23 protein-coding genes are annotated in these 23,341 nt (G+C 66.6%); 12 read left to right on the top strand and 11 right to left on the bottom strand.

What is annotated here, in order from left to right; all coding sequences use genetic code 11:
- Positions 1–38 precede the first annotated feature (38 nt).
- Complete coding sequence (locus VRZ08_RS09995) at positions 39–1,091, bottom strand: hypothetical protein (RefSeq protein ID WP_414532441.1); 1,053 nt, start codon at positions 1,089–1,091, stop codon at positions 39–41.
- A gap of 229 nt (positions 1,092–1,320) precedes the next feature.
- On the opposite strand from VRZ08_RS09995, the gene VRZ08_RS09990 reads away from it, so the two are divergent.
- Both VRZ08_RS09990 and VRZ08_RS09985 read left to right on the top strand, forming a co-directional pair.
- A complete protein-coding gene (locus VRZ08_RS09990) occupies positions 1,321–3,306 on the top strand; it encodes an alkyl/aryl-sulfatase (protein WP_414532440.1) in 1,986 nt (661 codons plus the stop codon).
- A 314-nt stretch (positions 3,307–3,620) separates the two neighbouring features.
- Positions 3,621–4,316, top strand: coding sequence for a glutathione S-transferase family protein (locus tag VRZ08_RS09985; RefSeq protein WP_414532439.1), 696 nt, complete (start codon positions 3,621–3,623; stop codon positions 4,314–4,316).
- On the opposite strand, the gene VRZ08_RS09980 is transcribed toward VRZ08_RS09985, so the two are convergent.
- Positions 4,304–5,095 carry a crotonase/enoyl-CoA hydratase family protein gene (locus tag VRZ08_RS09980; protein WP_414532438.1) on the bottom strand — a complete coding sequence of 264 codons (792 nt, stop codon included), beginning with the start codon at positions 5,093–5,095 and terminating at the stop codon, positions 4,304–4,306. The genes VRZ08_RS09985 and VRZ08_RS09980 overlap by 13 nt on opposite strands.
- 93 nt (positions 5,096–5,188) lie before the next feature.
- On the opposite strand from VRZ08_RS09980, the gene VRZ08_RS09975 reads away from it, so the two are divergent.
- The 3 genes from VRZ08_RS09975 (at position 5,189) to VRZ08_RS09965 (ending at position 7,528) form a co-directional block, all read left to right on the top strand.
- Complete coding sequence (locus VRZ08_RS09975) at positions 5,189–5,839, top strand: TetR/AcrR family transcriptional regulator (protein WP_414532437.1); 651 nt, start codon at positions 5,189–5,191, stop codon at positions 5,837–5,839.
- Positions 5,840–5,905: 66 nt separating this feature from the next.
- A complete protein-coding gene (locus VRZ08_RS09970; protein WP_414532436.1) occupies positions 5,906–6,463 on the top strand; it encodes a DUF4142 domain-containing protein in 558 nt (185 codons plus the stop codon).
- 66 nt (positions 6,464–6,529) lie between these two features.
- Complete coding sequence (locus tag VRZ08_RS09965) at positions 6,530–7,528, top strand: SDR family oxidoreductase (protein WP_414532435.1); 999 nt, start codon at positions 6,530–6,532, stop codon at positions 7,526–7,528.
- A 170-nt stretch (positions 7,529–7,698) separates the two neighbouring features.
- On the opposite strand, the gene VRZ08_RS09960 is transcribed toward VRZ08_RS09965, so the two are convergent.
- The 7 genes from VRZ08_RS09960 to VRZ08_RS09930 form a co-directional block, all read right to left on the bottom strand.
- The gene (locus tag VRZ08_RS09960) at positions 7,699–8,391 is read right to left on the bottom strand and encodes an HAD family hydrolase (RefSeq protein ID WP_414532434.1); all 693 of its coding nucleotides are present in this window, start codon (positions 8,389–8,391) and stop codon (positions 7,699–7,701) included.
- The gene (locus VRZ08_RS09955; protein ID WP_107356877.1) at positions 8,388–8,597 is read right to left on the bottom strand and encodes a cysteine-rich CWC family protein; all 210 of its coding nucleotides are present in this window, start codon (positions 8,595–8,597) and stop codon (positions 8,388–8,390) included. Before VRZ08_RS09955 ends, VRZ08_RS09960 begins: the two co-directional genes overlap by 4 nt.
- Positions 8,598–8,878: 281 nt before the next feature.
- Positions 8,879–9,820: an aldo/keto reductase gene (locus VRZ08_RS09950; RefSeq protein ID WP_414532433.1), complete on the bottom strand. Its 942-nt coding sequence runs from the start codon at positions 9,818–9,820 to the stop codon at positions 8,879–8,881.
- 369 nt (positions 9,821–10,189) lie between these two features.
- A complete protein-coding gene (locus VRZ08_RS09945) occupies positions 10,190–11,026 on the bottom strand; it encodes a lysophospholipid acyltransferase family protein (protein WP_414532432.1) in 837 nt (278 codons plus the stop codon).
- A gap of 213 nt (positions 11,027–11,239) precedes the next feature.
- Complete coding sequence (locus VRZ08_RS09940) at positions 11,240–12,403, bottom strand: PQQ-dependent sugar dehydrogenase (RefSeq protein WP_414532431.1); 1,164 nt, start codon at positions 12,401–12,403, stop codon at positions 11,240–11,242.
- A 90-nt stretch (positions 12,404–12,493) separates the two neighbouring features.
- A complete protein-coding gene (locus tag VRZ08_RS09935) occupies positions 12,494–12,685 on the bottom strand; it encodes an HtrA2 peptidase (protein WP_263989624.1) in 192 nt (63 codons plus the stop codon).
- Positions 12,686–12,821: 136 nt separating this feature from the next.
- The gene (locus VRZ08_RS09930) at positions 12,822–13,475 is read right to left on the bottom strand and encodes a glutathione S-transferase family protein (RefSeq protein WP_011159866.1); all 654 of its coding nucleotides are present in this window, start codon (positions 13,473–13,475) and stop codon (positions 12,822–12,824) included.
- A gap of 413 nt (positions 13,476–13,888) precedes the next feature.
- Here VRZ08_RS09930 and VRZ08_RS09925 point away from each other — a divergent pair, with 413 nt between their 5' ends.
- The 7 genes from VRZ08_RS09925 to VRZ08_RS09895 all read left to right on the top strand — a co-directional run bounded on the left by VRZ08_RS09925 (position 13,889) and on the right by VRZ08_RS09895 (position 21,878).
- Positions 13,889–15,091, top strand: coding sequence for a pyridoxal phosphate-dependent aminotransferase (locus VRZ08_RS09925; RefSeq protein ID WP_012497537.1), 1,203 nt, complete (start codon positions 13,889–13,891; stop codon positions 15,089–15,091).
- A 124-nt stretch (positions 15,092–15,215) separates the two neighbouring features.
- Entirely contained in the window at positions 15,216–15,731 is a 516-nt protein-coding gene (locus VRZ08_RS09920; RefSeq protein ID WP_012497536.1) for a DUF992 domain-containing protein, read from the top strand.
- Between the two features lie 239 nt (positions 15,732–15,970).
- Positions 15,971–16,444: a DUF992 domain-containing protein gene (locus tag VRZ08_RS09915; protein WP_414532430.1), complete on the top strand. Its 474-nt coding sequence runs from the start codon at positions 15,971–15,973 to the stop codon at positions 16,442–16,444.
- 211 nt (positions 16,445–16,655) lie between these two features.
- Entirely contained in the window at positions 16,656–18,707 is a 2,052-nt protein-coding gene (locus tag VRZ08_RS09910; RefSeq protein WP_414532429.1) for an elongation factor G, read from the top strand.
- 170 nt (positions 18,708–18,877) lie between these two features.
- A complete protein-coding gene (locus VRZ08_RS09905; protein ID WP_011159861.1) occupies positions 18,878–19,147 on the top strand; it encodes a helix-turn-helix domain-containing protein in 270 nt (89 codons plus the stop codon).
- A 41-nt stretch (positions 19,148–19,188) separates the two neighbouring features.
- Positions 19,189–20,940 carry a SulP family inorganic anion transporter gene (locus VRZ08_RS09900; RefSeq protein ID WP_414532428.1) on the top strand — a complete coding sequence of 584 codons (1,752 nt, stop codon included), beginning with the start codon at positions 19,189–19,191 and terminating at the stop codon, positions 20,938–20,940.
- A gap of 101 nt (positions 20,941–21,041) precedes the next feature.
- On the top strand, positions 21,042–21,878 hold the full coding sequence (locus VRZ08_RS09895; RefSeq protein WP_414532427.1) for a shikimate dehydrogenase: 837 nt from the start codon (positions 21,042–21,044) through the stop codon (positions 21,876–21,878).
- Between the two features lie 11 nt (positions 21,879–21,889).
- On the opposite strand, the gene VRZ08_RS09890 is transcribed toward VRZ08_RS09895, so the two are convergent.
- Together VRZ08_RS09890 and VRZ08_RS09885 are read right to left on the bottom strand one after the other, a co-directional pair.
- A complete protein-coding gene (locus VRZ08_RS09890; protein ID WP_107356871.1) occupies positions 21,890–22,342 on the bottom strand; it encodes a response regulator in 453 nt (150 codons plus the stop codon).
- A 165-nt stretch (positions 22,343–22,507) separates the two neighbouring features.
- Positions 22,508–23,323, bottom strand: coding sequence for an enoyl-CoA hydratase/isomerase family protein (locus VRZ08_RS09885; RefSeq protein WP_414532426.1), 816 nt, complete (start codon positions 23,321–23,323; stop codon positions 22,508–22,510).
- Positions 23,324–23,341: the final 18 nt, after the last annotated feature.

Raw genomic sequence — 23,341 nt, 5'->3', positions numbered from 1 at the left:
CATGACCTTATCTCGCCTGACGTAGAGTTCGGATGGGTTCAGCTCGGCGCCATCCGCAGCCGCTTCATCCCGTGGGGGAGCCTTGCGTCACACCATGCTTCGATCGCCGGCTGGCGGCGATGCAGGAACAGCCCGAGCGCGATGATGGCGATGCCGATCAGCGACAGCGCGAACGGGAACAGCAGCGAGTCGCGGAACAGTTTTTCGGCGAGATCGCCGAGATAGATCGCGATCCCGAACGCGCCGAACACCGCGAACACCCGCCGGCCCAGCACCACCGCGATGCCGAGGAACACGACGTTCATGGCGCAGTACAGCGCCTTGTCCAGGTTGGTCCCGTTCGAGGTCGCGGTGATGCCGCCCCAGAACGTCATCACGCCGAACAGGTACAGCCAGAAGGCGAAGTCGCCGCTGCGCTGGCGCAGATGCACCAGCACCGCGGCGATCACCATGCCGGCGCCGAAGCCGATCGAGACCTTGCGGGCGGTTTCGAAATCGCCGTGCGGCGTGCCGGTGATCCACGGCACCAGGTCCATCGACAGGAACCACAGCGCCACCGCCATTAGAAATACGATGAACGGAAAGCGATAGAACGCCAGCGCTATCAGCGCGGCCACGATGGTGGCGAGCTCCATGAAGATGAAGCTGCCTTTGACCCAGATGTAGAAGCTGCGAACGGTGTCGGGCTTGCCGAATTCCGACCACAGCCCGAACGCCTCCTGGACGCCATACACCGCCAGCGGCATCATCCCGACCGCCACGGCGATACACAGCCCGCCCGGCGTGCGCAGATTCTTCACGTGCCACAGGTAGTGCCCGGTCCACCAGAACGCGACGGCGTAGATCAGCGCCGTGGCGGTCAGCGCCGCGCCGCCAAGGCCGGCGAACGCCATGGTCGAGAACAACCCCATGGCGCTGATCACGATCAGCGCGCCCGCGTACCAGAGCAGATGCACGATATCGAAGCGCGGGTCGTCGCTCGCGGCCGCCGGGTGACGTGCATCCAGAAAGGTGCGGAGCGCCGCTTCCTGCGCCGGCGTGATCACGCCAGCCTGGGTCGCCGCCTGCAGGTCTTCGGCCGAATAGCGCATCGTCGCTCTCCCTCCCGCCCAGCCGCCCGGCCTGCGGGCTGCCGCCGTTGGTGGTGTCAGTGAAGCGCGATCATGTTCAATTCGCGTTACGGAATACTTTGCAGTGCGGGAAAAACAGGAGCTGTGGAGAGCCGATATTGCGGCAGGAAATTTCGGTTTCGCGGGCGGGATTGCAATGGTCATTGCGGCGGGAACCGGGTGATGATCCGTGCCTTTCCGGAGATTGAGCATGGCACGAATTATACCGTCGATGATATTAGCGACCGCCGCGGCGCTATCGCTGCTGGCTACGCCGCTCGCCGCGCAACCGAACGACGCCGAGCCGGCGACCCGAGCCGCCAACGAGGCGATCACCAAGACCCTGCCGCTCGCCGACCGCGCCGACTTCGAGGACGCGCAACGCGGCCTGATCGCGTCATTGCCGGACGGCGTCGTCCCCGGTCCGCCGGGTGCGCCGGCGGCGTGGGATTTGAAGCCGTATGACTTCCTCAAGGGCGATCAGCCCTCCGCCACGGTCAATCCCAGCCTGTGGCGGCAGGCGCAGCTCAATCTCGCCAGCGGACTGTTTCAGGTGGCTGAGCGGGTCTATCAGGTCCGCGGGCTCGACATCGCCAATGTCACCATCGTCGAGGGCGACACCGGGCTGATCATCACCGACACCACGCTGACGGTGCAGACCGCTAAGGCGGCGCTCGATCTGTACTACCAGCACCGGCCGAAGAAGCCGGTGGTGGCGCTGATCTACACCCACAGCCATATCGACCATTTTGGCGGGGCGCGTGGCCTGATCGACGAGGCCGATGCGGCCAGCGGCACGGTCAAGGTGATCGCGCCGACCGGCTTCATCGAGCATGCGGTCGCCGAGAACGTCATCGCCGGCAACGCGATGAGCCGCCGCGCGCAATTCCAGTTCGGCACCCAACTGCCGGTCGGCGACCGCGGCCAGGTCGACGCCGGCCTCGGCAAGGCGCTGGCCAAGGGTACGGTGTCGCTGATCGCGCCGAACGACCTGATCAAGCAGCCTTATGAGACCCGCAGCATCGACGGCGTCGAGATCGAATTCCATCTGGTGCCGGAATCCGAAGCACCGTCCGAAATGATCTCTTACTATCCGCAGTTCAAGGTGCTGAACATGGCGGAGGACACCACCCACACGCTGCACAACCTCTACACCCTGCGCGGCGCCGCGATCCGCGACGGCCGGCTGTGGTCGAAATATATCGGCGAGGCGATCGAGCGCTACGGCGACAAGACCGATGTGGTGATCGCCCAGCACAATTGGCCGGTGTGGGGCCGCTACCGCGTCGTCGGCTATCTGAAGAAGCAGCGCGACGTCTACAAGTTCATCCACGACCAGAGCGTGCGGCTGCTCAATCACGGTCTGACGCCGACCGAGATCGCCGAACGGCTGACGTTGCCGCCGTCGCTGACCAACGAATTCGCCGCGCGCGGCTATTACGGCTCGGTCAGCCACAACGCCAAGGCGGTGTATCAGTTCTATCTCGGCTGGTACGACGCCAACCCGGCCGATCTCAATCCGCTGCCGCGGGCCGAGCAGGCCAAGAAGGAGGTCGACTATATGGGCGGCGCCGCCGCGGTGCTGGCGCGCGCCCGGGACGACTACAAGGCCGGGCAGTATCGCTGGGTGGCGACGGTGGCCAGCAAGCTGGTGTTCGCCGATCCGTCCAACGCCGAAGCCCGCGCGCTCGGCGCCGACGCGCTGGAGCAGCTCGGCTATCAGGCCGAAGCGTCGACCTGGCGCAACGCCTATCTGCTCGGCGCGCAGGAGCTGCGCAACGGCCTGATCAAGACCGACTCCGTGACGTCCAATCCCGATCTGCTCAAGGGCGTGTCGATCGATCTGGCGTTCGACTTCCTCGCGGTGCGGCTGAATGCGGCGAAGGCCGAAGGCAAGCACATCGTGGTGAACTGGACCTTCACCGACCTGAAGGAGACCTACACCATGAACCTGGAGAACTCGGCGCTGACCCACGTCTCCGGCAAGCTGTCCGACAACGCCGATGTCAGCGTCACCCTGAACCGCGCCACCTTCGATGCGATCTCGCTGAAGCAGCGCGGCTTCCTCGGCGCCGTGCTGAGCGGCGACCTCTGGGTCAGTGGCAACCCGCTGAAGCTGCGCGAACTGTTCGGCCTGTTCGAAGACTTCTCGCCGAATTTCGAGGTGATCGAGCCGGTCAAGGCGAAGGTGGAGTAGGGGCGGCGCACACTGCCACAACAGTGTCATTCCGGGGCGCTCGCTTCAGCGAGCGAACCCGGAATCCCGAGCTTGTGAAGCACCTCTTTGTCCTTGCACGTCGAGATTCCGGGTTCGCCGCTGCGCGGCGCCCCCGAATGACGGTCGACACATCACCAATCCCGTCATGCGCGGGCTTGACCCGCGCATCCATCATCTTGAAGAGATGGATCGCCGGACCTCGTCTGGCGATGACGTGACGTGTGTGGCGAGCGCCCGACGCCGGAATGTTCGGCGACCGCCCACGACCAACGCGAGACCCGAGGACGCGCGACATGACTCTCAAACTGTTCGAACTGGTCGGGGCCGATGTGGGCCGGCCGTTTTCGCCGTTCGTGTGGCGGACGCGGATGGCGCTGGCGCACAAGGGACTGCAGGCGGAGACGATTCCGTGGCGCTTCACCGATAAGGCGGCGATCGCGCCGTACGGCTCCGAGAAAGTGCCGGTGCTGATCGACGGTGACAAGACGGTCGCCGACTCCTGGGCGATCGCCAACTATCTCGAAGACGCCTATCCCGATCGGCCGTCGCTGTTCGGCGGCGAGGGCGGCCGGGCGATGGCGCGGATGCTGAACTGGTGGGGCGATCTTGCGATCGTCGGCGGCCTGTTTCCGCTGATCGTCGCCGACATCGCCCAACGGCTCGATCCGGACGACGCGGCGTATTTCCGGCAGTCGCGTGAGGCGCGGCTGAAAAAGTCGCTGGAAGAGACCGCGGCGACCCGTGATCGCGCGGTCGAGGGCTTCCGCAAGTCGCTCGACCCGCTACGGTTGACGCTGAAGACGCAGGCCTTCATCGGCGGCGCCGCGCCGAACTACGCCGACTACATCGTGTTCGGCGGCTTCCAATGGGCCCGGGTCGTTAGCGACTTCTCGCTGCTGCCGAGCGACGACCCGGTCTATGCTTGGCGCGAGCGGCTGCTGGACGCCTTCGGCGGTCTGGCCCGGGCCACGCCCGGCTATCCGGTCTGAGCTGCGGCGCGCGGCCGATTCTGCCAGTCGGCGAGGCCGCGCACCAGCTCCTCGCGGCCGACCAGCGCGGCAAACTGGGCGCGTTCGACCAACAGGCCTTCGTCGATCGACAGGTTCAGCCCGCGGGTCGCCGCATTGATCACTGCCGCGACTGCGCCGGGTGGATGCCGGATGATTTGCCGGGCCAGCGCATCCGCCGCGTTCAGCAGCTCGCCATGCGGCACCACGCGATTGACCAGGCCGATCGCCAGCGCATGCGCGGGTGAAAACGGCTCGCCGGTCAGCAGCAATTCCAGCGCCCGCTTGCGGCCGGCGAGGCGCGGCAGCCGCTGGGTGCCGCCGAAGGTCGGCGGCATCGCCAGCCTGATCTCCGGCTTGGCGAAGCGGGCGCATTCGCTCGCCACCGCCAGATGCACCGCCTCGGTGATCTCGCAGCCGCCGCCATAGGCGATGCCATTCACCGCCGCAATCACCGGCTTGAGGAAGCTCTCCAGCCGCGCCGTCATGGTCTGGCCGCGGCGGACGAAGTCGCGCACCGCGTGGTCGGCGCCGCGCGCGACGCTGCCGGAGAACTCGGTGATGTCGGCGCCGGCCGAGAATGCCTGTTCGCCTGCGCCGGTGACGATCACGGCGCGGATCGCGTCATCGACTTCGATCGCGTCCAGCCGCTGCATCAGCCGGTCGATCAGCGCGTAGTTCAGCGCGTTCAGCTTGTCGGGACGGTTCAGCGTTAAGAGCGCGATGCCGTCGCGCAGCTCGATCGGGATCAGCTCGGTCATGTGAAAGCCTCCATCGGGTCACCCGATGGCTACCGCGGGCATCGCATTGTGTATATTCACTGGTCGGTATACATGGGCGAGATGACGGCTCGAATGTCAGCAGCAGCTCCGAAGACCCGCGAGGGCAATACCACGCGAGACCGCATCGTCGCCGCAGCCGCCAAACTGTTCTATGCCGAAGGCATCCGTGCCGTCGGCGTCGACGCGGTGGCGGAGAAGGCCGGCGTCACCAAGCGGACGCTATATTATCACTTCCGCAGCAAGGATGATCTCGTCGCGGCGTATCTCGAAGGCCGCGATCAGCCGAACCTGGCGCTGTTCCGGCAATGGTTCGAGGAGACGCCGGGCGCACTGCCCGCCAAGGTCGAAGGCATCTTCCGCAATCTCGCGCGGGCCGCGCGGCATCCGAAATGGAAGGGCTGCGGCTTCCTGCGGACCTCGGCCGAGCTCGCCAATCTGCCCGGCCATCCGGCGATCAAGATCGGCGCCGCGCACAAGAAGAAGTTCGAGCGCTGGCTGTGCGAGACCTTCGCCGAGGCCGGCATCGCCACGCCTGAGGAACTCGCCCGGCAGATGCTGCTTCTGCTCGATGGCTCATTCGCGGTGGTGCTGCTGCATCGGGATGCGAGCTACATGGAGACCGCGGGCGCGGCAGCAGCCAAGCTGGTGGCGGCAGCCTTGCCGGCGCGTGCGAGCGGGCCGCGGCGCGCGGCGAAAGTCAGCGCATCTCGCACCCAGAGCTGAGGAACGGGGCGTCGGGTCGGCGGTTGAGGGGGCGGTTCGCCGCCCACCTCTCCACGGAGCTGCCCGATGAATTTCGTTCCGGTGTTCGCCGCGCTCGCGTTCCTCGCCGTCGCGGCATGGCCTGCCGCGGCCCAGCCGGCGAACCCGCCGCATCACGCGGCTTTACGGGCCGACCCGCAGCCGCTCAGCGACGCCGACAAGCAGTTCCTGGCGTTCGCGGCTGAAGACAATCAGGCCGAGATTCAGCTGTGTCTGTTGGCTGAGAAGCGCGCCGTCGACCCGGCTCTCAAGGCGTTCGCGCGGCTGATGGTGAATGATCACGTTGCGATCGAGAGCCGGCTGGCCGCGCTCGCCAACGACGTTCAGGCGCAGTTGCCGGACGGCGTGGGCGATGAGGGCGAGCGCACCCGCGCCGAACTGAAGGGCCTCGCCGGCGATCAGTTCGACCGCAAGTTCCTCGCGGCACAGATCGAGGATCACGGCAAGGACATCGAGAAGTTCTCGCAAGCCGCCGATCGCGGCAGCGAAGGTGCTAGCCGCTTTGCATCCGAGACGCTGCCGATCCTGCGCCAGCATCTTGCGCTCGCGCGCGCCGTGCAGACGCAGCTGAAGGCGGCCGAGTAACCGGCCTTCGGTCCGGAACGATCGCGTCAGGCGGCGGTTGCCGCTGACATCCACAGGATCACAGCCATGACCAACACGATCTCCCGCAGAGGTGTCGTCGGCGGAGCGGGTGCCGGCATGCTCGGCGTTGCGGCCGCCGCCGCGCCTGCATTTGCCAAGGACGCTCAGACCATGACCGACGCCGCTCCGCTGCAGGACCCGACCTCGAAGTATCCGAAGCCGCCGTTCGAGCGGCAATCGCAGCCGTGGCCGGGACTGGCGTCGAAGATGAATCCGCGACCTGACCACGGTGAGCAGAGCTACAAGGGCTCGGGCCGGCTCACCGGCCGTAAAGCGCTGATCACCGGCGGCGACAGCGGCATGGGCCGCGCCGCCGCGATCGCGTTCGCGCGTGAAGGCGCCGACATTGCGATCAACTATCTGCCGGCCGAAGAGGACGACGCGCAGGAAGTGATCAAACTGATCAAGGATGCCGGCCGCAACGGGGTGGCGATCCCCGGCGATCTGCGCGACGAGCAGTTCTGCAAGCGACTGGTCGAGCGCGCGGTGGAGAGCCTCGGCGGCCTCGATATTGTGGTCAACAATGCCGCCCGGCAGCAGACCCGCGCGTCGATCCTCGACGTCAGCTCCGAGGATTTCGACGCCACGATGAAGACCAACATCTACGCACCGTTCTGGATCATCAAGGCGGCGCTGCCGCACCTGAAGCCGGGCTCGTGCATCATCGGCACCTCGTCCGAGCAGGCGGCCGATCCGTCGCCGGATCTCTACGACTACGCCCAGACCAAGGCCGCGACCACCAACTACGTCCGCTCGCTCGCCAAGCAGCTCGCGCCCAAGGGCATCCGCGTCAACGCGGTGGCGCCAGGCCCGATCTGGACGCCGCTGCAGGTGTCGGGTGGTGCGACGATGGAGAAGCTGGAGAAGTTCGGCAGCATGGCGCCGATGGGGCGCCCGGGCCAGCCGGCCGAGCTCGGCTCGATCTACGTCCAGCTCGCCGCCAGCGATGCCAGCTACGCGACCGGCCAAGTGTATGGCGCGATGGGCGGCGGCGGACTGCCGTAACGACTACGCTCCGTCGAAGCGCCGAAAGCCTTTCGATGTGTCCCGTCATTGCGAGCGAAGCGAAGCAATCCAGCTCCGTGCACGAAGCTCCTGGATTGCTTCGTCGGCTATCGCCGCCTCGCAGTGACGCTGAGAGATCATGACGAGAGATCGTCCGCTCAGCCTGCTGATCAGGCTGGCACCGGCGCAAATCGTCCGCGGGTCTGCAGGACATCCAGCACGCCGTGCAGGTCCGGCAGCACCGCGGCGCATTTGCCGCGTGTGGTGGCGTCGGGCTGCAGCAGGTCCGGCACCATCAGCGTGATGGCACCGGCCGTGAAGGCCGAGGCGACCCCAACGCTGGAATCCTCCACCGCGACGCAATGCGCCGGCGGCACGCCGAGCCTGTCGGCGGCGAGCAGATACAGATCCGGTGCCGGTTTGCCGTGGGCGACGTCGTCCCGCGTGAGGATGGTGCCAAACCGCGCGCGGATGCCGGCGAGCGTCAGGTGCATGTCGGCCGTCTTGCGCGATGACGACGTCACCACAGCGACCGGACAGCGCGCATCGTCGAGCGCGTCGAGCAGCTCGCAGGTGCCGGGCTTCACCGGCAGGCCTTTGGCGAACCGGGCGTCGCGCTTGGCGACGAAGGCGCGGTTGATGTCGGACAGCGGCAGCGTCTTGCCGTAGCGCGCGACCAGCAGCGCCTGGCACTCCGGCCCCGGCAGCCCGACCATCGACTCGCAGGTCTTTGTCGCATCCGGCAGGCCGAATGCGTTGAGCACCTCGGTCAGGCTTTCCAGATACACGCGCTCGGTATCGACCAGCGTGCCGTCCATATCGAGCAGCACCGCTGCGATCAGCCAGTCATGCGCACCGGTCACGATTTGCGGCTCGCCTTCGCAGCCTCGCGCAGGCATTCCGGGCACAGGCAATCCACCGCGTCCGACGGCAGCGGCAGATGCGCCGGCTCGGCCGAGCACCAGCAGCCGCTGTCCATCGTGCACGAAAACTCGGCGCCGCAGCCGGCGCAGATCAACCGCCGCGGCGGCGGTGCAGGCGTGTCGGACGAGGTCGGGCGGAGCGGCATGAGCAACGATCGGTGAACGCTGGTTGAAACACGCTCGCAGCGTACTCCGCCTGGGCCGCGATGCAATACGCGGAAGGTCGCGGAGCGGAGGGGGCAGCATGCCGGCGGAGCTGAGTGACGCCGCGGACCTCTCCCCCGGTCATTCCGGGGCGCTCGCGTCAGCGAGCGAACCCGGAATCTGACGCGCGCACTAAACTCAATGCCCACTCACCTCGGGATTCCGGGTTCGCGCCCTTTCGGGCGCGCCCCGGAATGACGGTGTGAGGAGGCGTTGCCGCGAACTACCCCTTGGTGATCGCGTCCACCTCGGCCATCTCCTCGACCGTCAGCTTCCAGCTAACGGCCTTGACGTTCTGCTCGATCTGCTCCGGCGTGGTGGCGCCGGCGATCACGCTGGAGACTTGCGGGCGGCAGGCGAGCCAGGAGAATGCCAGTTCGAGCAGCGAGTGGCCGCGCGCTTCGGCGAAGGCTTTCAGCTTGTCGACGAGATCGAGATTGGCGTCGGTGAAGTAGCGGTCGCGGATCGCCGGCATCTTGGCGAAGCGGGTGTGAGCCGGCGCTTCCGTGCCGCGCTGATACTTGCCAGTCAGAAGGCCGCTCGCCAGCGGGAAGAACGGCAGCAGGCCGAGCTTGTAGTCCTGCGCGGCCGGCAGCAGGTCCTTTTCGATGTCGCGCACCACCAGGCTGTATTCGTCCTGGCACGACATGTAGCGGTGGGTGCCGAGCGCACGGGCGACGTACTCCGCCTCGGCGATCCGCCATGCCGGGAAATTCGAATTGCCGATGTAGCGCACTTTGCCGGCGCGGATCAGGTCGTCGAGAGCGCGCAGCGTCTCGTCGATCGGCGTCAGCGGATCGTAATCGTGCTGCTGATACAGGTCGATCCAGTCGGTCTTCAGCCGCCTCAGGCTGGCTTCGACCGCCTCGACGATGTAGCGCCGCGAGGCGCCCTGCTTGGTGCCGTCGGTCGCCATCGGCTTGCAGAATTTGGTCGCCAGCACGATGTCCTTGCGGCGATCGCCGAGCACGTTGCCGAGCACGGTCTCGGAGCCGCCCATGCCGGCATAGATGTCGGCGGTGTCGAACAGCGTGACGCCGAGGTCGATCGCCTTGTGGATCACCTTCTTCGAGGTTTCGGGGTCGGTGCGCTGGCCGAAATTGTTGCAGCCGAGGCCGACGACCGAGACCCGCAGGCCGCTGCCGCCGAGATTGCGAATGTCCATGAAGTGTCCTTGAGAGGTGCGTGGAGCCGCCCATTGTGGCGCGCACGCCGCACCGCCGCAACCCGAGTCGCCGATCACAGCCGCGTCAAGCGTCACCGCCGGCGAGTGGCGCGAAGGCCATTCTACTCGTGCGCGTTCGCCTGTTACTCCGCGTCCCCTCGCGCGAGACGCCAGAGGCGAGATCTACGTTCGTTGCGTCGCTCACGCCGCTCCAGGCAGTCATTCCGGGGCACGCGCGTCAGCGCGTGAGCCCGGAATCTCGCAGTTTGGGGCACGGCCGGCGGCCTGCATCTTCGGGATTCCGGGTTCGCTCGCTTGCGCGATCGCCCCGGAATGACCGTTTGTAGCAATGTGTGAGTGCAGCGCGCCCTACGCGGCTTCCGGCTGCCCATCGGGCACAGCGGCGGGGCGCGGGGCGATGGCGCCGCGCATGCCGGCTCGGCGGGCGGCTTCGCACATCCGGCGCACCGACTGCTCGGCATCGCGGGTGATCTGCTTGCGGTCGGCGTCGATCGAGGTCGCGACCGCATCGCCCCAGCTGACGGTGACGTCGATCGCGCCGGCCGACAGCAGCTCGACGAAATGCGGAATCAGCTCGGCGTCGCCGTACCATGCCACGCGCTGGCGCAGCTCGCGGCCGATCGGCAGGCCGCCGAAGCCGGTATACGTCACCGCCATCGGCTGCACCGCGACGCGGGCGCCGGCCTGTTCGCCGATCGCGTGGTGCACCGCGCCGACCAGCGCGGAGCGGAACGGCAGCACCCGGCTGCCGTCGGACGAGGTGCCCTCGGCGAACAGCACCATGGCGTCGCCGTCCTGCAGCCGCGCGCCGATCTCGCGCGTCGCCTCGCCGGTGCGATGCCGGGCCTGGCGATCGATGAACACGGTGCGCTGCCAGCGTGCCAGCGCGCCGAACACCGGCCAGCCGGCGACCTCGCTCTTGGCGATGAACGACACCGGCGCCACCGCGGAGATCACGCAGATGTCGAGCCAGGAGACGTGATTGGACAGGATCAGCACCGGGCCGTCGCAGCGGCGGCCGACCTGATGGATGCGGGCGCCGATCAGCGCGCAGACGATGCGATGATACAGCTGCGGAATCGTGCGCTGTGCGCGCCAGCCGAACCGGATTGCCAGCAGATGCACCGGCAGCAGGCACAACGTCAGCGGCACGACGGCGGCAATGACGAGGATGAATCGCAGCATGGCAATAACTTTGCGCCGCTCAAAAAGGTGCGGCCCCGGTCAGACGCGGCGACTGACGGGGACCGCTGGGGACGTTGATCGGCGACGGGGGGCCTCGATCAGACGCGAGCGGACCCTAACGGTAGTTTGTTACACGGCGGTGACGCGTCAACTACATCTTAACGTGTGAGGCGAGCCGCGGCTGCGGACGCACTTCTCCGCTGAAAATACCGCTTAGTTGCCTGCCGGTGCGACGCGCAGAAGCCGCCCGGTATCGCTGTCGGTCAACAGCCACAGCGCGCCGTCCGGCCCTTGGCGCACGTCGCGAATCCGCTCGTCCAGCGTCTGCAGCAACCGCTCTTCGCCGGTGATCTTGTCGCCGTCGAGCGACAGCCGCACCAGCATCTGTCCGGACAGCGCGCCGACGAACAGGCTGCCGGTCCAGGTCGGAAACAGCTTGCCGGTATAGAACGCCATGCCGCTCGGCGAGATCGACGGCACCCAGTACTTTGCCGGCTGCTGCATGCCCGGCTTGGCGGTCGCCTCGTGGATCTTGGCGCCGCTATAGTCGATGCCGTAGCCGATCACCGGCCAGCCGTAATTCTCACCCTTGCGGATGATGTTGACCTCGTCGCCGCCACGCGGGCCGTGCTCGACCTCCCACAGTTTGCCGTCGGCGGGGTTGAAGGCGAGGCCTTGCGGATTGCGGTGGCCGAGGCTCCAGATCTCCGGCTTGGCGCCGTCGCGGCCGGCGAACGGATTGCCGTCGGGCACGCTGCCGTCCGGCGCGATGCGGACGATCTTGCCGAGATGATTGGATAGGCTCTGCGCCTGATCGCGATACGCGTAGTGCTCGCCGAGCGTGACGAACAGATTGCCGCTGCCGTCCTGTGCGATCCGGCAGCCATAGTGATTGCCGGACGACAGCGGCCCCTGCTGGCGGAAGATCACCTTGATGTCGTTCAGCCGCGGTGCATCGCTGGCGTCGAGAGACGCACGCGCTACCGCGGTCCGGCCACCGTTGCCGTCGCGCTCGGCGTAGCACAGGTAGATCGTGTGGTTGCTGGCGATGTCCTTGTCGGCCGCGACGTCGAGCAGGCCGCCCTGGCCCGAGGCCCACACCTCGGGCACGCCCTGCAGCGGCTTCGAGACCTGGCCCTGCGGCGCCACAAGACGAAGGCGACCGGGACGTTCGGTCACCAGCATCCGGCCGTCGGGCAGAAACGCCAGCCCCCAGGGATGCACCAGCTTCTGCGCCACGGTCTGGACGGTCAGCGGGCCTGCGGAGGATTCGTAAGTGGTGATCTCACCGCGGCTCGCGGTCACGATCAGCAGCGAGGCGAGCAGCGCGGTGGCTGCGCTCAGCGTGCCGGAAACCCAGACGATCGGAGCCTTCATCGCACTGCCTCCTCGCAGGATGGCCGTCGCGGCTGCGGTGCGGCGCGCCAGTCAACGCGCCGTGATGGGAAAGGATCGTTGCCGAGCCGATCAGAGCGCGAAAGGCGTCCCCATGCCGCAGGCCGGCCCGCATTGGGTCGACAGCAGCGTCAGCGCGAGGATGGTGCCGAGCGAGGCGACCGCGATCACCAGCGAGGCGGCGACGGCTCGCACCAGACGGGGAGAGGTGGCGGGCGCGGCGGGGCGGATGAAGCCGGAGGCCGTGCCGGACGACGAAAGCATGACTCGAAATCCTCGAACCAAACGCCGGCGAATCACCGGCATTTGTGGATTGTCGTGCGATCACGGGCGTTTATGCGGCGCCGAAGGGCGCCAATCATGGTCAAATCGCGGCGGAATTCGAGCGCTGCGGCCGGACTTAGGCCTCGGCCGCGAAGCTTGTCGGATCGGCCGCAATGGTTTCCGGGGTCCAATCCATGGTGATGAAGCCCGGGGTCTGCTCGACCCGCCGCAGCCACGCATTCACCGCCGGAAACGTCGACAGGTCGAAATCGCACTGGTCGGCGACGTGGGTGTAGCCGTACAGCGCGATGTCGGCGATGGTGAGTTGGCCGGCCGCGAAGTAATCGTTGGTCTTCAGATGATTTTCCATCACCTGCAGCGCCGCATAGCCGCGCTCCAGCCAATCCTCCAGCGCGTGGGTCTGCAGGTCGCGGCCGCCTTTGACGAGGCACAACCAGAAATACGCTGAGCCGATATTCGGCTCGAGCGCATGCTGCTCGAAGAACATCCATTGCAGCGCTTCGGCGCGGTCCATCCGGGTGTCCGGCGCCAGCGAGGTGCCGACGGCGAGATACCACAGGATCGCGTTGGATTCGGCGAGGTAGCGGCCCGGCGCGGTTTCCAATAGCGGCACCTGGCCGCTCGGATTTTTGGCGAGGAAATCGGGCGTGCGGCTCTCGCCGCGCAGGATATCGACCTCGACCGCACGGTAGGGGGCATCGAGAAGCGCCAGCGCAAGGCGAACCTTGTAGCTGTTTCCCGATCGCTGCATCGAATAGAGCTTGTACATCCTGAAGGTCGCTTCGCTCTCCCTGCCGCCGGCATCTGCCGCGCCTAACGCGGCTAAACAATGATGTCCCCCGGCAGGCCTCGCAAGCCCCAAGCGCTGGAAAGGGTCGAAATCCCATGCCGCATTGCACAGGGGGCGGCGGCACCGCGAAAATCCCGCCGCAGCGACCGATTTTGTCTTTTCGCTATGCGAAATCGGGCGGGTGCGCGCAATGCCGCGCATGACTGGCAACTGCCGTTCTCGGCAAGGCGGCGCGCGGCCTCTCCTGAAGGTTGTGCCGACCACCACACAATGCCGCTATTCCAGCAAGCTTCTTGCGATGCAACGTGGCCGCGCTTAGTGTGGGGATATTCCCGTCAGAGATGGAAGAGTCGCGCCAAATGCCGACTCATGACGGCTGCAAGGAGAAGACGATGCCGTTCCTCGCCACCGCGCTCGATCGTGTGAAGCCGTCCGCGACCATCGCGGTCACGGACAAAGCGCGTGAGCTGAAAGCGGCCGGGCGCAACGTCATCGGCCTGGGCTCCGGCGAGCCGGACTTCGATACTCCCGCCAACATCAAGCTGGCGGCGATCCATGCGGTCGAGGCCGGCAAGACCAAGTACACCGCGGTCGACGGCATTCCGGAGCTGAAGCAGGCGATCATCGCCAAGTTTCAGCGCGAGAACGGCCTGACCTACAAGCCGAACCAGATCATCGTCGGCACCGGCGGCAAGCAGGTGCTGTACAACGCCCTGATGGCCACCATCAATCCGGGCGACGAGGTGATCATCCCGGCGCCGTATTGGGTCAGCTATCCGGAGATGGTGGCGCTCGCCGGCGGCGAAAGCGTGCCGGTGGTATGCACCGCCGAGTTCGGCTTCAAGCTGCAGCCGGCGGCCCTGGAAGCGGCGATCACGCCGAAGACCAAGTGGATCATCCTCAACTCGCCGTCGAACCCGACCGGCGCGGCCTACAGCCGTGCCGAGCTGAAGGCGCTCACCGACGTTCTGGTCAAGCACCCGCATGTCTGGGTGATGACGGACGACATGTACGAGCACCTCGTCTATGACGACTTCGAGTTCACCACCCCGGCGCAGATCGAGCCGAAGCTGTTCGATCGCACCCTGACGGTGAACGGCGTGTCGAAGTCGTATTGCATGACCGGCTGGCGGATTGGCTACGCCGGCGGCCCGGCCGAGCTGATCAAGGCGATGTCGACGATCCAGTCGCAGTCGACCTCGAACCCGTGCTCGATCGCCCAGTGGGCCGCCGTCGAGGCGCTCAACGGTCCGCAGGACTTCATCGACACGCACAACAAGGTGTTCAAGGAGCGCCGCGATCTGGTGGTGTCGATGCTGAACCAGGCGGCCGGCATCGACTGCCCGCGTCCGGAGGGGGCGTTCTACGTCTATCCGTCATGCGCCGGCACCATCGGCAAGACCGCGCCGTCGGGCAAAAAGATCGAAACCGATCAGGACTTCGTCACCGAGCTTCTGGAAGCGGAAGGCGTGGCGGTGGTGCAGGGCTCGGCGTTCGGCCTCGGCCCGGCGTTCCGCATCTCCTACGCCACCAAGACCTCGGATCTCGAGGATGCCTGCAAGCGCATTCAGCGGTTCTGCGGAAATTTGCGGTAAAGATTTCATTAACAATCCGCAAGGTTCACAGGATTCGTTCCAAAACTGCGAAAGCGCCTTGTTTTGGACAAGACGCTTCCTTTTTGTCGCCGTCGCAATCTCAATCCACATGTGGAGTGCTTATATGTTTACCCTGAGACAGTTCGGCATCGCTGCGGTCGCGTTGATCGCCTCGGTTGCGAGCGCGAGCGCGCAGCAGCGCGTGCAGGTCGGCGTGATCGAATGCGCCGGCGGTCCGAACGTCGGCTACGTGGTCGGCTCGACCACCCAGCTCGAGTGCCTGTTCCGGGCCGACGGCCGTCGTCCCGAGCCGTACATCGCGCATGTGCAGCGCATCGGCGTCGACCTCGGCTTCACCCAGAACACCGGCCTGGCCTGGGCCGTGTACGCTCCGACCCAGCGCGTCGGCCGCGGTGACCTCGGCGGCAGCTACGGCGGCGTCGGCGCCAACGCGTCGTTCGGCTTCGGCGTCGGCGGCAACCTGCTGATCGGCGGTTCGAACAACGCCTTCGCGCTGCAGCCGCTCAGCCTGCAGGGCCAGACCGGTCTCAACGCGACCGCGGGCATCGTCGACGTGCAGCTGCTGCCGGCCCCGATCGCCAAGAAGCACTATCGCAAGCATCGCCGTCATCATCACTAAGTGACAGCGTTTACGAAGCATTAGCGTCGTAACGAAAAGGGCCCGCCAGCGCGGGCCCTTTTTGCGTCTGGACGTCTCGGTACGCTCCAACGCCGACGCTCAAACACCGGTCGCAGCGCTGCGCGCCGGGTGTCATTGAAGATTTGCCGATGCTGTGACTAGATGGCGTGCACTCGTTTGCGCGTTTGCCCGAATCGGGTCGTCTTCCGCATCACCTTCCCACGTCGGAGATCTTCGCTATGCGCCGCCTCTCGCTTCTCGCCGGCCTCGCCGCCGCCGCGCTGATAACAACCGCCGCCGATGCTCAACAGGGCCGGGTGCGTGTCGGCATGCTCGAATGCCGCGGCGGTGCCAGCATGGGCTTCATCGTCGGTTCGGTGACCAATCTCGGCTGCGTGCTGCGCAGCGAAGGTCGGCCGGATACGCCCTATGTCGCCACCATCCGCAAGGTCGGTCTCGACATTGGTATCACCCCGGAAACCGCGCTCGGCTGGGCGGTGTTCGCGCCGGTCGAACGCTTCGGCCCCGGCGACCTCGCTGGTAACTACGCGGGCGCGCAGGGCTCGGCTTCTGTCGGCGTCGGCCTCGGTGCCAACGTGCTGATCGGCGGCTCGTCGAATTCGATCGCGCTGCAGCCGGTCAGCCTGCAGGGCCAGACCGGCGTCAACGTTGCGGTCGGCCTGCAGGAACTCGAACTGCGCCCGGGCCGCTAACTAACAGCGCGCTCGCCGTTCAATTCCTGTTTTGCAACATTGCGCTGCGATGCAAACGCGTCGCAGCGCAAATTTTTGGTGTCCTTGATCCTGCTCAACACCGACATCATCGCGTCGTAATTTTTCGCGCTTGCCAAGTGTCGTGTGTTGCGAAAGCATCACGTCTTGCCGACCCAATCACGGGCCGAGCTCCAGATAGAAGGAGGCGGCGATGGGACAAGACGTCAGAAGTCCCCGTGGTCCCCGGTGCATCGCACTGGTGGGCCCATTCCAAAGCGGAAAAACCACACTACTTGAAGCAATCCTGGCACGAACCGGTGCCATCCCGCGGGCCGGCTCGGTCGATGCGGGCACCTCGCACGGCGACTCCAGCCCCGAGGCGCGCCAACACAAAATGGGCCTCAGCCTGACGGCCGTCACCACCCAGTTCATGGGTGAGAGCTACACCTTCCTCGATTGTCCCGGCTCCGTCGAATTCGCGCACGACATGCGCGCGGCGCTTCCCGCCGTCGACGCCGCCGTGGTGGTGTGTGAAGCCGACGAGCGCAAGCTGCCGCAGTTGCAGCTGATCCTGCGCGAACTCGAAGATCTCGGAATTCCCAGATTTTTGTTCCTGAACAAGATCGATCGCGCCAACAAACGCATTCGCGAAGTGCTCGACAGTCTGCAGCCGGCCTCGCGTATCCCGCTGGTGCTGCGCCAGATTCCGATCTGGAACGGCGATTTGATCGCCGGTTACGTCGATCTCGCGCTGGAGCGCGCCTTCGTCTATCGGGAGCACAAGCCTTCTGAAGTGGTCGACCTCGAAGGCGGCAATCTCGACCGCGAGAAGGAAGCGCGGTTCTCGATGCTCGAGAAGCTCGCCGATCACGACGACGCGCTGATGGAGCAGTTGCTCGACGACATCCAGCCGCCGCGCGATGCGGTGTTCGATGATCTTGCACGCGAACTGCGTGAAGGTGTGATCTGTCCGGTGCTGCTCGGCTCCGCGCTCCGCGAGAACGGCGTGCTGCGTCTTCTCAAAGCGCTGCGTCACGAGGCGCCCGACGTCACCGAAACCGCGGCGCGCCTCGGCGTCACCGCCGGCAAGGATGCGGTCGGCTACGTCTTCAAGACTCAGCATCTGCAGCACGGCGGCAAGCTGTCGCTGGCCCGGCTGTTCGCCGGCACGCTCGCCGACGGCGACAATGTGCAGTCGTCGGCCGGTGAGGCGTCGCGCGTCTCCGGCATCCAGACGGTCGGCGGCGGTCACGACAGCAAACGCTCGTCGGCGACGGCCGGTGAGGTCGTCGCGCTCGGCAAGCTCGATGCGATCAAGACCGGCGATACTTTCGGCAACGGCAAGGCCGCGCCGGCCTCGCTGGTTGAAGTCACCGCCGCGCCGCCGGTGCTGGCGATGGCGCTCGCTGCCATCGATCGCAAGGACGACGTCAAACTCGGCCAGGCGCTGCAGCGGCTGAACGAGGAAGATCCCTCGCTCACCATCGTGCACGATCCGCAGAGCCACGAGATGGTGCTGTGGGGACAGGGCGAGATGCATCTGCGCGTGGCGCTGGAGCGACTGCACGACCGCTACGGCGTCACCGTGAAGTCGCATGCGCCGGGGATCGGCTATCGCGAGACCATCCGCAAGCCGGTGACTCAGCGCGGCCGCCACAAGAAGCAGTCGGGCGGCCATGGCCAGTTCGGCGACGTGGTGCTCGACATCAAGCCGCTGCCGCGTGGTGAGGGCTTCGCCTTCGCCGAGACTGTGGTCGGCGGCGCGGTGCCGCGCAACTACATGGGCGCGGTGGAGGAGGGCGTGATCGATGCCCTGCGTGCCGGACCGCTCGGCTTCCCGGTGGTCGACGTCCACGTCACCCTGACCGACGGCTCGTATCACAGCGTGGATTCGTCCGACATGGCGTTCCGCACCGCGGCGCGGATCGGCATCACCGAGGCGTTGCCGCAGTGCCAGCCGGTGCTGCTGGAGCCGATCCACACCGTCGAGATCGTCTGCCCGACCGAGGCGACCGCCAAGGTCAACGCCATCCTGTCCGGGCGGCGGGGCCAGATCCTCGGCTTCGACACCCGCGAGGGCTGGCCGGGTTGGGACATGGTGCGCGCCACCATGCCGGAGGCGGAGATCGGCGATCTGATCGTCGAACTGCGCTCGGCCACGGCCGGTGCCGGCAGCTTCACCCGCAGCTTCGACCATATGGCCGAAGTCAGCGGGCGGACCGCCGACCAGATCGTTGCTGCCCACCGTCAGGCAGCGGCCTGACCCCAGGAGAGCAAGGGGGCGGGACCTCTCCCGCCTCGCTCACTAAAATATGACTGCTCCGAAGCGGCTGGACTGATGTCTCAGACATCACTCCAGCCGCTTTTTATTTGCTTGATGCCATTCAAAGCATCATATTGACGTCTTCAGACATCAGAGTTCATGCTTCATCCATGATGACCGCAGCCCAATTGCGCGCCGCGCGCGCGCTGCTTGGCATCGACCAGCGCACGCTGGCCGAACTGTCGGGTGTGTCGCTGCCGACCATCCAGCGGATGGAGGCGAGCGAAGGCAACGTCCGTGGTGTGGTGGAATCCCTCACCAAGGTGATCGAGGCCCTCGACCGCTGCGGCGTGACCCTGATCGGAGACAATTCCCGCAGCGAAGGCGGCGGCCGCGGCGTCCGGTTCAAAGAGCCGGCGCCGCCCCGCAACGAGGCCTAACGGTTTCGGTGCAGCAGCGGGGCGGACCAGGAGCAAACAGCATGGACACCTCCCGGCGACTTGTGGCTGCCACCAAACCGAGCTTCCGCGAGCTGTTCACCCCGAAGCTGATCACGGCGCTGCGCGAGGGCTACGGCCTCGGCGACTTCCGCGCCGACCTGATCGCCGGCCTCACGGTCGCGATCGTGGCGCTGCCGCTGTCGACCGCGATCGCGATCGCCTCCGGCGTCACGCCGGATCGCGGCCTCTACGCTGCAGTGGTCGGCGGATTTCTGGTGTCGCTGCTCGGCGGCTCGCGGTTTCAGATCGGCGGTCCAGCCGGCGCCTTCATCGTGCTGGTGATGCTCAGCGTGCAGCGCCACGGCATCGACGGCGTGCTGCTCGCGACCTTCCTGGCCGGCATCATGCTGGTGATCGCCGGCTTCCTGCAGATCGGCACCTACGTCAAATTCATTCCGTATCCGGTCACGGTCGGCTTCACCGCCGGCATCGCGGTGATCATCTTCGCCAGTCAGCTCAAGGATCTGCTCGGCATCGAGCTGGCGCACGAGCCGGGGCCGTTCCTCCCCAAGCTCGAAGCGCTGGCGCAGGCGCTGCCGACCATGAATTTCTATGCGCTCGGCATCGCGCTGACCGCGATCGTGCTGATCGTCGGCCTGAAGAAGCTGCGGCCCAACTGGCCGGGGCTGCTGATCGCGGTCGCCGTCACTGCGGCGCTGGTGTGGGGCTTCTCGCTGCCGGTCGCCACCATCGGCACCCGGTTCGGCGGCATTCCCGAGAGCTTCCCGCTACCGTCCTGGCCGGTGTTCTCGGTCGCCAAGGTGATCGAAGTGCTGCCCGACGCGATGGCGTTCGCGCTGCTCGGCGCGATCGAGTCGCTCCTCTCCGCCGTGGTAGCCGACGGCATGACCGGGCGGCGGCATCGCTCGAACTGCGAACTGGTGGCGCAGGGCTTCGCCAATATGGGTTCGGCGCTGTTCGGCGGCATCTGCGTCACCGGTGCGATCGCCCGCACCGCGACTAACATCCGCACCGGTGCGCGCACGCCGATCGCCGGCATGCTGCACTCGGTGTTCCTGCTGGTGTTCATGCTGGTGGCGGCGCCGCTGGCGAGCTACATCCCGCCTGCGACGCTTGCCGCGGTGCTGGCGATCGTCGCCTGGAACATGGCGGAGAAGCACGAGTTCGCCACGCTGGTACGCTCGTCGCGCGGTGACGCGGTGGTGGTGCTGGCGACCTTCCTGCTCACCGTGTTCCGCGATCTGACCGAAGGCATTGTGGTCGGCTTTGCGCTCGGCGCGGTGCTGTTCATTCACCGCATGTCGGAAGTCACCGGGGTCGAGGCGTATTCCGGGCTGGCGCAGGAAGATCGTGCCGACGAGAGCGGCAAGCGCCGCGGCACCGCCGCCGACCTGTCGCTGGTCACCGATCCGGATGTGGTGGTGTATCGCATCACCGGGGCGTTCTTCTTCGGCGCCGCCGCGACGGTGTCGTCGGTGCTCAACAATATCGCCGATCGCCACAAGGTGTTCGTGGTCGATTTCGCCGCGGTACCGTTCCTGGACTCCACCGCCGCGAACGCGATCTACCGGGTGGCGCTGTCGGCGCAGCGCAAGCGCATCAAGCTGATCGTCACCGGGGCCTCGCCGACCGTCCGCCGCGCGCTGCTCACCCATGGCGTCAAGCCGCCGCTGGCGCACTACCGTGCCGACATCGCGAGCGCGGTCGACGAGGTCAAGGGCAAGACCCCAGCGCCCCAGGAGGCGACCGCGCCGCAGCCCGCCTCGGTCTGACGTCCCCGACTTCCGTCGCGGCGCCGCGTTTTGCGATTGACGCTGGCGCGGCGGCCTGATTTTCACAGGTTCCGGAGGTCTCGCGTCTGTTGGAGGGCGAAATGGCTGCGACCAAGCGCGCCGCGTGTCTGATCGGCTGGCCGGCGGCGCATTCGCGCTCGCCGCTGATCCACCACTACTGGCTGCGCCAGCTCGGCATCGAGGGCGGCTACTCGATCGAAGCGGTGCCGCCGGAAGGCTTTGCCGAATTCGTGCTGCACCTGAAGACGCACGGCTATATCGGCGCCAACGTCACCATCCCGCACAAGGAACGCGCGCTGCAGCTCACCGAGCCGGACGAGCGCGCCCGCGCGGTCGGCGCCGCCAACACGCTGTACTACGACGGCGATCTGTTGCGCTCCACCAACACCGACATCGAAGGCTTCATCGGCAATCTCGACGCCTCGGCGCCGGGCTGGGATCGCTCCCCGCATGCCGTGGTGCTCGGGGCCGGCGGCTCATCGCGGGCGGTGGTGTTTGGCCTGTTGGAGCGCGGCGTGCAGCGGATCGCGCTCGCCAACCGTTCGATCGAGCGGGCAGAGGCGCTGCGCGATCTGTTCGGCGACCGCGTGGTGCCGATCGCCTGGAGCGACATCCCCGCGGCGCTGCCGGGCGCGGGTCTGTTGGTCAACACGACCTCGCTCGGCATGAAGGGACAGCCGGCGCTGCAAATCGACCTGTCGGCGCTGCCGGCGGACGCGGTGGTGGCGGATCTGGTCTATGTGCCGCTGCAGACCGATCTGCTCGCCGCCGCCAAGGCGCGCGGGCTGCGCACTGCGGACGGTCTCGGCATGCTGCTGCACCAGGCGGTGCGGGGGTTCGATCTGTGGTTCGGGGCGCGGCCTCATGTCACCGCGGAGCTGCGGGCGCTGGTCGAGGCCGATCTGGTGCCGAAGTAATCGTGCGGGCGTTACGCGGCGTGGTGCATGATCCGCCACGTCCGCGCGATGATCGAAAGCTGCTCGCGCAGTTCGGTGAGATCGACCGGCTTCGACACCGCTTCCAGCATGGTGAGATCGAGCGACTCGCCGAAATCATGCGCCTTGCGCGCAATCTCGCTCTTGGCGCCGCTGAGGATGATGATCGGCGCCCGGAAGTCGCGATCGGCAAAGTGGCGCAGCACCTCGGTGCCGGCCTGCTCGCCGAGCGATAGATCCAGTGTGACGCCTTCGAAATCATTGTAGGTGGTCAGCTCGACGACTTCGTCGAGCGTGCCGGCTTCGACCGGTTCGAACCCGGCTCGCACCGCGATCTTGCAGATGATCGTGCGGTGGACCTGGTCGTCATCGATCACCAGGAGGCGCGGCTTCAACTCTGCTGAACCCGCCGCAGTCGCGGCGGAGCTCTCGGGATGGTCGGTCATGGCGCTCCGATCGAGCTGGCTGCGATAGCGAACACACGCGCAGCCATCTGCAGCAAGGCTGCAGGCGGCCTGCGCGGTGTCCCACAGTGTCGCCCGACCGGTGAATCAAACCGTAAGACGGCGCCGCGTAGGACTACGTGGCACAGGACTGAGGGGCGCGGGGGCTTACTTGCCCTGGAAGTTCGGCTCGCGTTTTTCCAGGAAGGCGCGGATGCCTTCGGCCATATCCTTGGATTTGAACAGCGGCAAGAGCTGCAAGTACACGTGATGAACGTGATCCGGGAAGGTCTCGTTGAGGCCCATCCGCATCATGCGCTTGGCCGCCTGAACCGCCAGCGGCGCGTTGCCGGCGATCTCCTTGGCGACCGCGCGGGCGCGTCCCATCAGCTCGGCGTCGGGCACGACTTCGTTGGCGAGGCCCCATTCCAGGCTCTCGCGCGCGCTCAGCGTCCGGCCGGTGAAGATCAGCTCGGATGCTTTGGCCCAGCCGATCATTCGCGGCAGAAACCAGGTGCCGCCGCTTTCCGGCACCACGCCGCGCTTGACGAACGCTGCGGCGAGCTTGGCGGATTCCGCCATGATGCGGATGTCGCAGCCGAGCGCGGTATCCATGCCGTAGCCGGCCGCGCCGCCGTTGACGGCGCAGATCGTCGGCTTGTCCATCGCCTGCAGCACGGTCGGCGGCGTGTTGCGCAGGTCGAGCGTGGTCGGCGCCGACGCCGCGCTGAGGCCTTCGTCGCCGCGCTCCTTGTTGAGATCGAGCCCGGCGCAGAACGCGCGGCCGTTGCCCGTGAGGATCACGCAGCGCACGTCGGGATCTTCGTTGGCCTTGGTGAGCAGGGCAGCGAGCGTATTCAGCATCGGCCCGGAGATGGTGTTCAGCCGCTCCGGCGCGTTCAGCGTGATCGTGGCGATGTGATCCTCGACCGCATAGAGCACTTCGCTGGAAGCGGTCTGCGGCACGCGTTGCGTATCAGTCATGGATTTCCTCCGGTTGTT

The organism is Rhodopseudomonas sp. G2_2311, assembly GCF_047501505.1.
GTDB classification, from domain to species: Bacteria; Pseudomonadota; Alphaproteobacteria; order Rhizobiales; family Xanthobacteraceae; genus Rhodopseudomonas; species Rhodopseudomonas palustris_H.
Note: the sequence above shows the minus strand (reverse complement) of the source record. Positions and strands in the feature narration are given on the sequence as shown.

Coding starts and splice junctions, on each gene's coding strand:
- VRZ08_RS09920 (WP_012497536.1), top strand. CDS start 15,216: ATGTTTACCCTGAGACAGTTCGGCATCGCTGCGGTCGCGTTGATCGCC.
- VRZ08_RS09990 (WP_414532440.1), top strand. CDS start 1,321: ATGGCACGAATTATACCGTCGATGATATTAGCGACCGCCGCGGCGCTA.
- VRZ08_RS09975 (WP_414532437.1), top strand. CDS start 5,189: ATGTCAGCAGCAGCTCCGAAGACCCGCGAGGGCAATACCACGCGAGAC.
- VRZ08_RS09970 (WP_414532436.1), top strand. CDS start 5,906: ATGAATTTCGTTCCGGTGTTCGCCGCGCTCGCGTTCCTCGCCGTCGCG.
- VRZ08_RS09930 (WP_011159866.1), bottom strand. CDS start 13,475: ATGTACAAGCTCTATTCGATGCAGCGATCGGGAAACAGCTACAAGGTT.
- VRZ08_RS09890 (WP_107356871.1), bottom strand. CDS start 22,342: ATGACCGACCATCCCGAGAGCTCCGCCGCGACTGCGGCGGGTTCAGCA.
- VRZ08_RS09980 (WP_414532438.1), bottom strand. CDS start 5,095: ATGACCGAGCTGATCCCGATCGAGCTGCGCGACGGCATCGCGCTCTTA.
- VRZ08_RS09900 (WP_414532428.1), top strand. CDS start 19,189: ATGGACACCTCCCGGCGACTTGTGGCTGCCACCAAACCGAGCTTCCGC.
- VRZ08_RS09925 (WP_012497537.1), top strand. CDS start 13,889: ATGCCGTTCCTCGCCACCGCGCTCGATCGTGTGAAGCCGTCCGCGACC.
- VRZ08_RS09910 (WP_414532429.1), top strand. CDS start 16,656: ATGGGACAAGACGTCAGAAGTCCCCGTGGTCCCCGGTGCATCGCACTG.
- VRZ08_RS09885 (WP_414532426.1), bottom strand. CDS start 23,323: ATGACTGATACGCAACGCGTGCCGCAGACCGCTTCCAGCGAAGTGCTC.
- VRZ08_RS09905 (WP_011159861.1), top strand. CDS start 18,878: ATGATGACCGCAGCCCAATTGCGCGCCGCGCGCGCGCTGCTTGGCATC.
- VRZ08_RS09940 (WP_414532431.1), bottom strand. CDS start 12,403: ATGAAGGCTCCGATCGTCTGGGTTTCCGGCACGCTGAGCGCAGCCACC.
- VRZ08_RS09945 (WP_414532432.1), bottom strand. CDS start 11,026: ATGCTGCGATTCATCCTCGTCATTGCCGCCGTCGTGCCGCTGACGTTG.
- VRZ08_RS09950 (WP_414532433.1), bottom strand. CDS start 9,820: ATGGACATTCGCAATCTCGGCGGCAGCGGCCTGCGGGTCTCGGTCGTC.
- VRZ08_RS09955 (WP_107356877.1), bottom strand. CDS start 8,597: ATGCCGCTCCGCCCGACCTCGTCCGACACGCCTGCACCGCCGCCGCGG.
- VRZ08_RS09935 (WP_263989624.1), bottom strand. CDS start 12,685: ATGCTTTCGTCGTCCGGCACGGCCTCCGGCTTCATCCGCCCCGCCGCG.
- VRZ08_RS09895 (WP_414532427.1), top strand. CDS start 21,042: ATGGCTGCGACCAAGCGCGCCGCGTGTCTGATCGGCTGGCCGGCGGCG.
- VRZ08_RS09915 (WP_414532430.1), top strand. CDS start 15,971: ATGCGCCGCCTCTCGCTTCTCGCCGGCCTCGCCGCCGCCGCGCTGATA.
- VRZ08_RS09965 (WP_414532435.1), top strand. CDS start 6,530: ATGACCAACACGATCTCCCGCAGAGGTGTCGTCGGCGGAGCGGGTGCC.
- VRZ08_RS09995 (WP_414532441.1), bottom strand. CDS start 1,091: ATGCGCTATTCGGCCGAAGACCTGCAGGCGGCGACCCAGGCTGGCGTG.
- VRZ08_RS09985 (WP_414532439.1), top strand. CDS start 3,621: ATGACTCTCAAACTGTTCGAACTGGTCGGGGCCGATGTGGGCCGGCCG.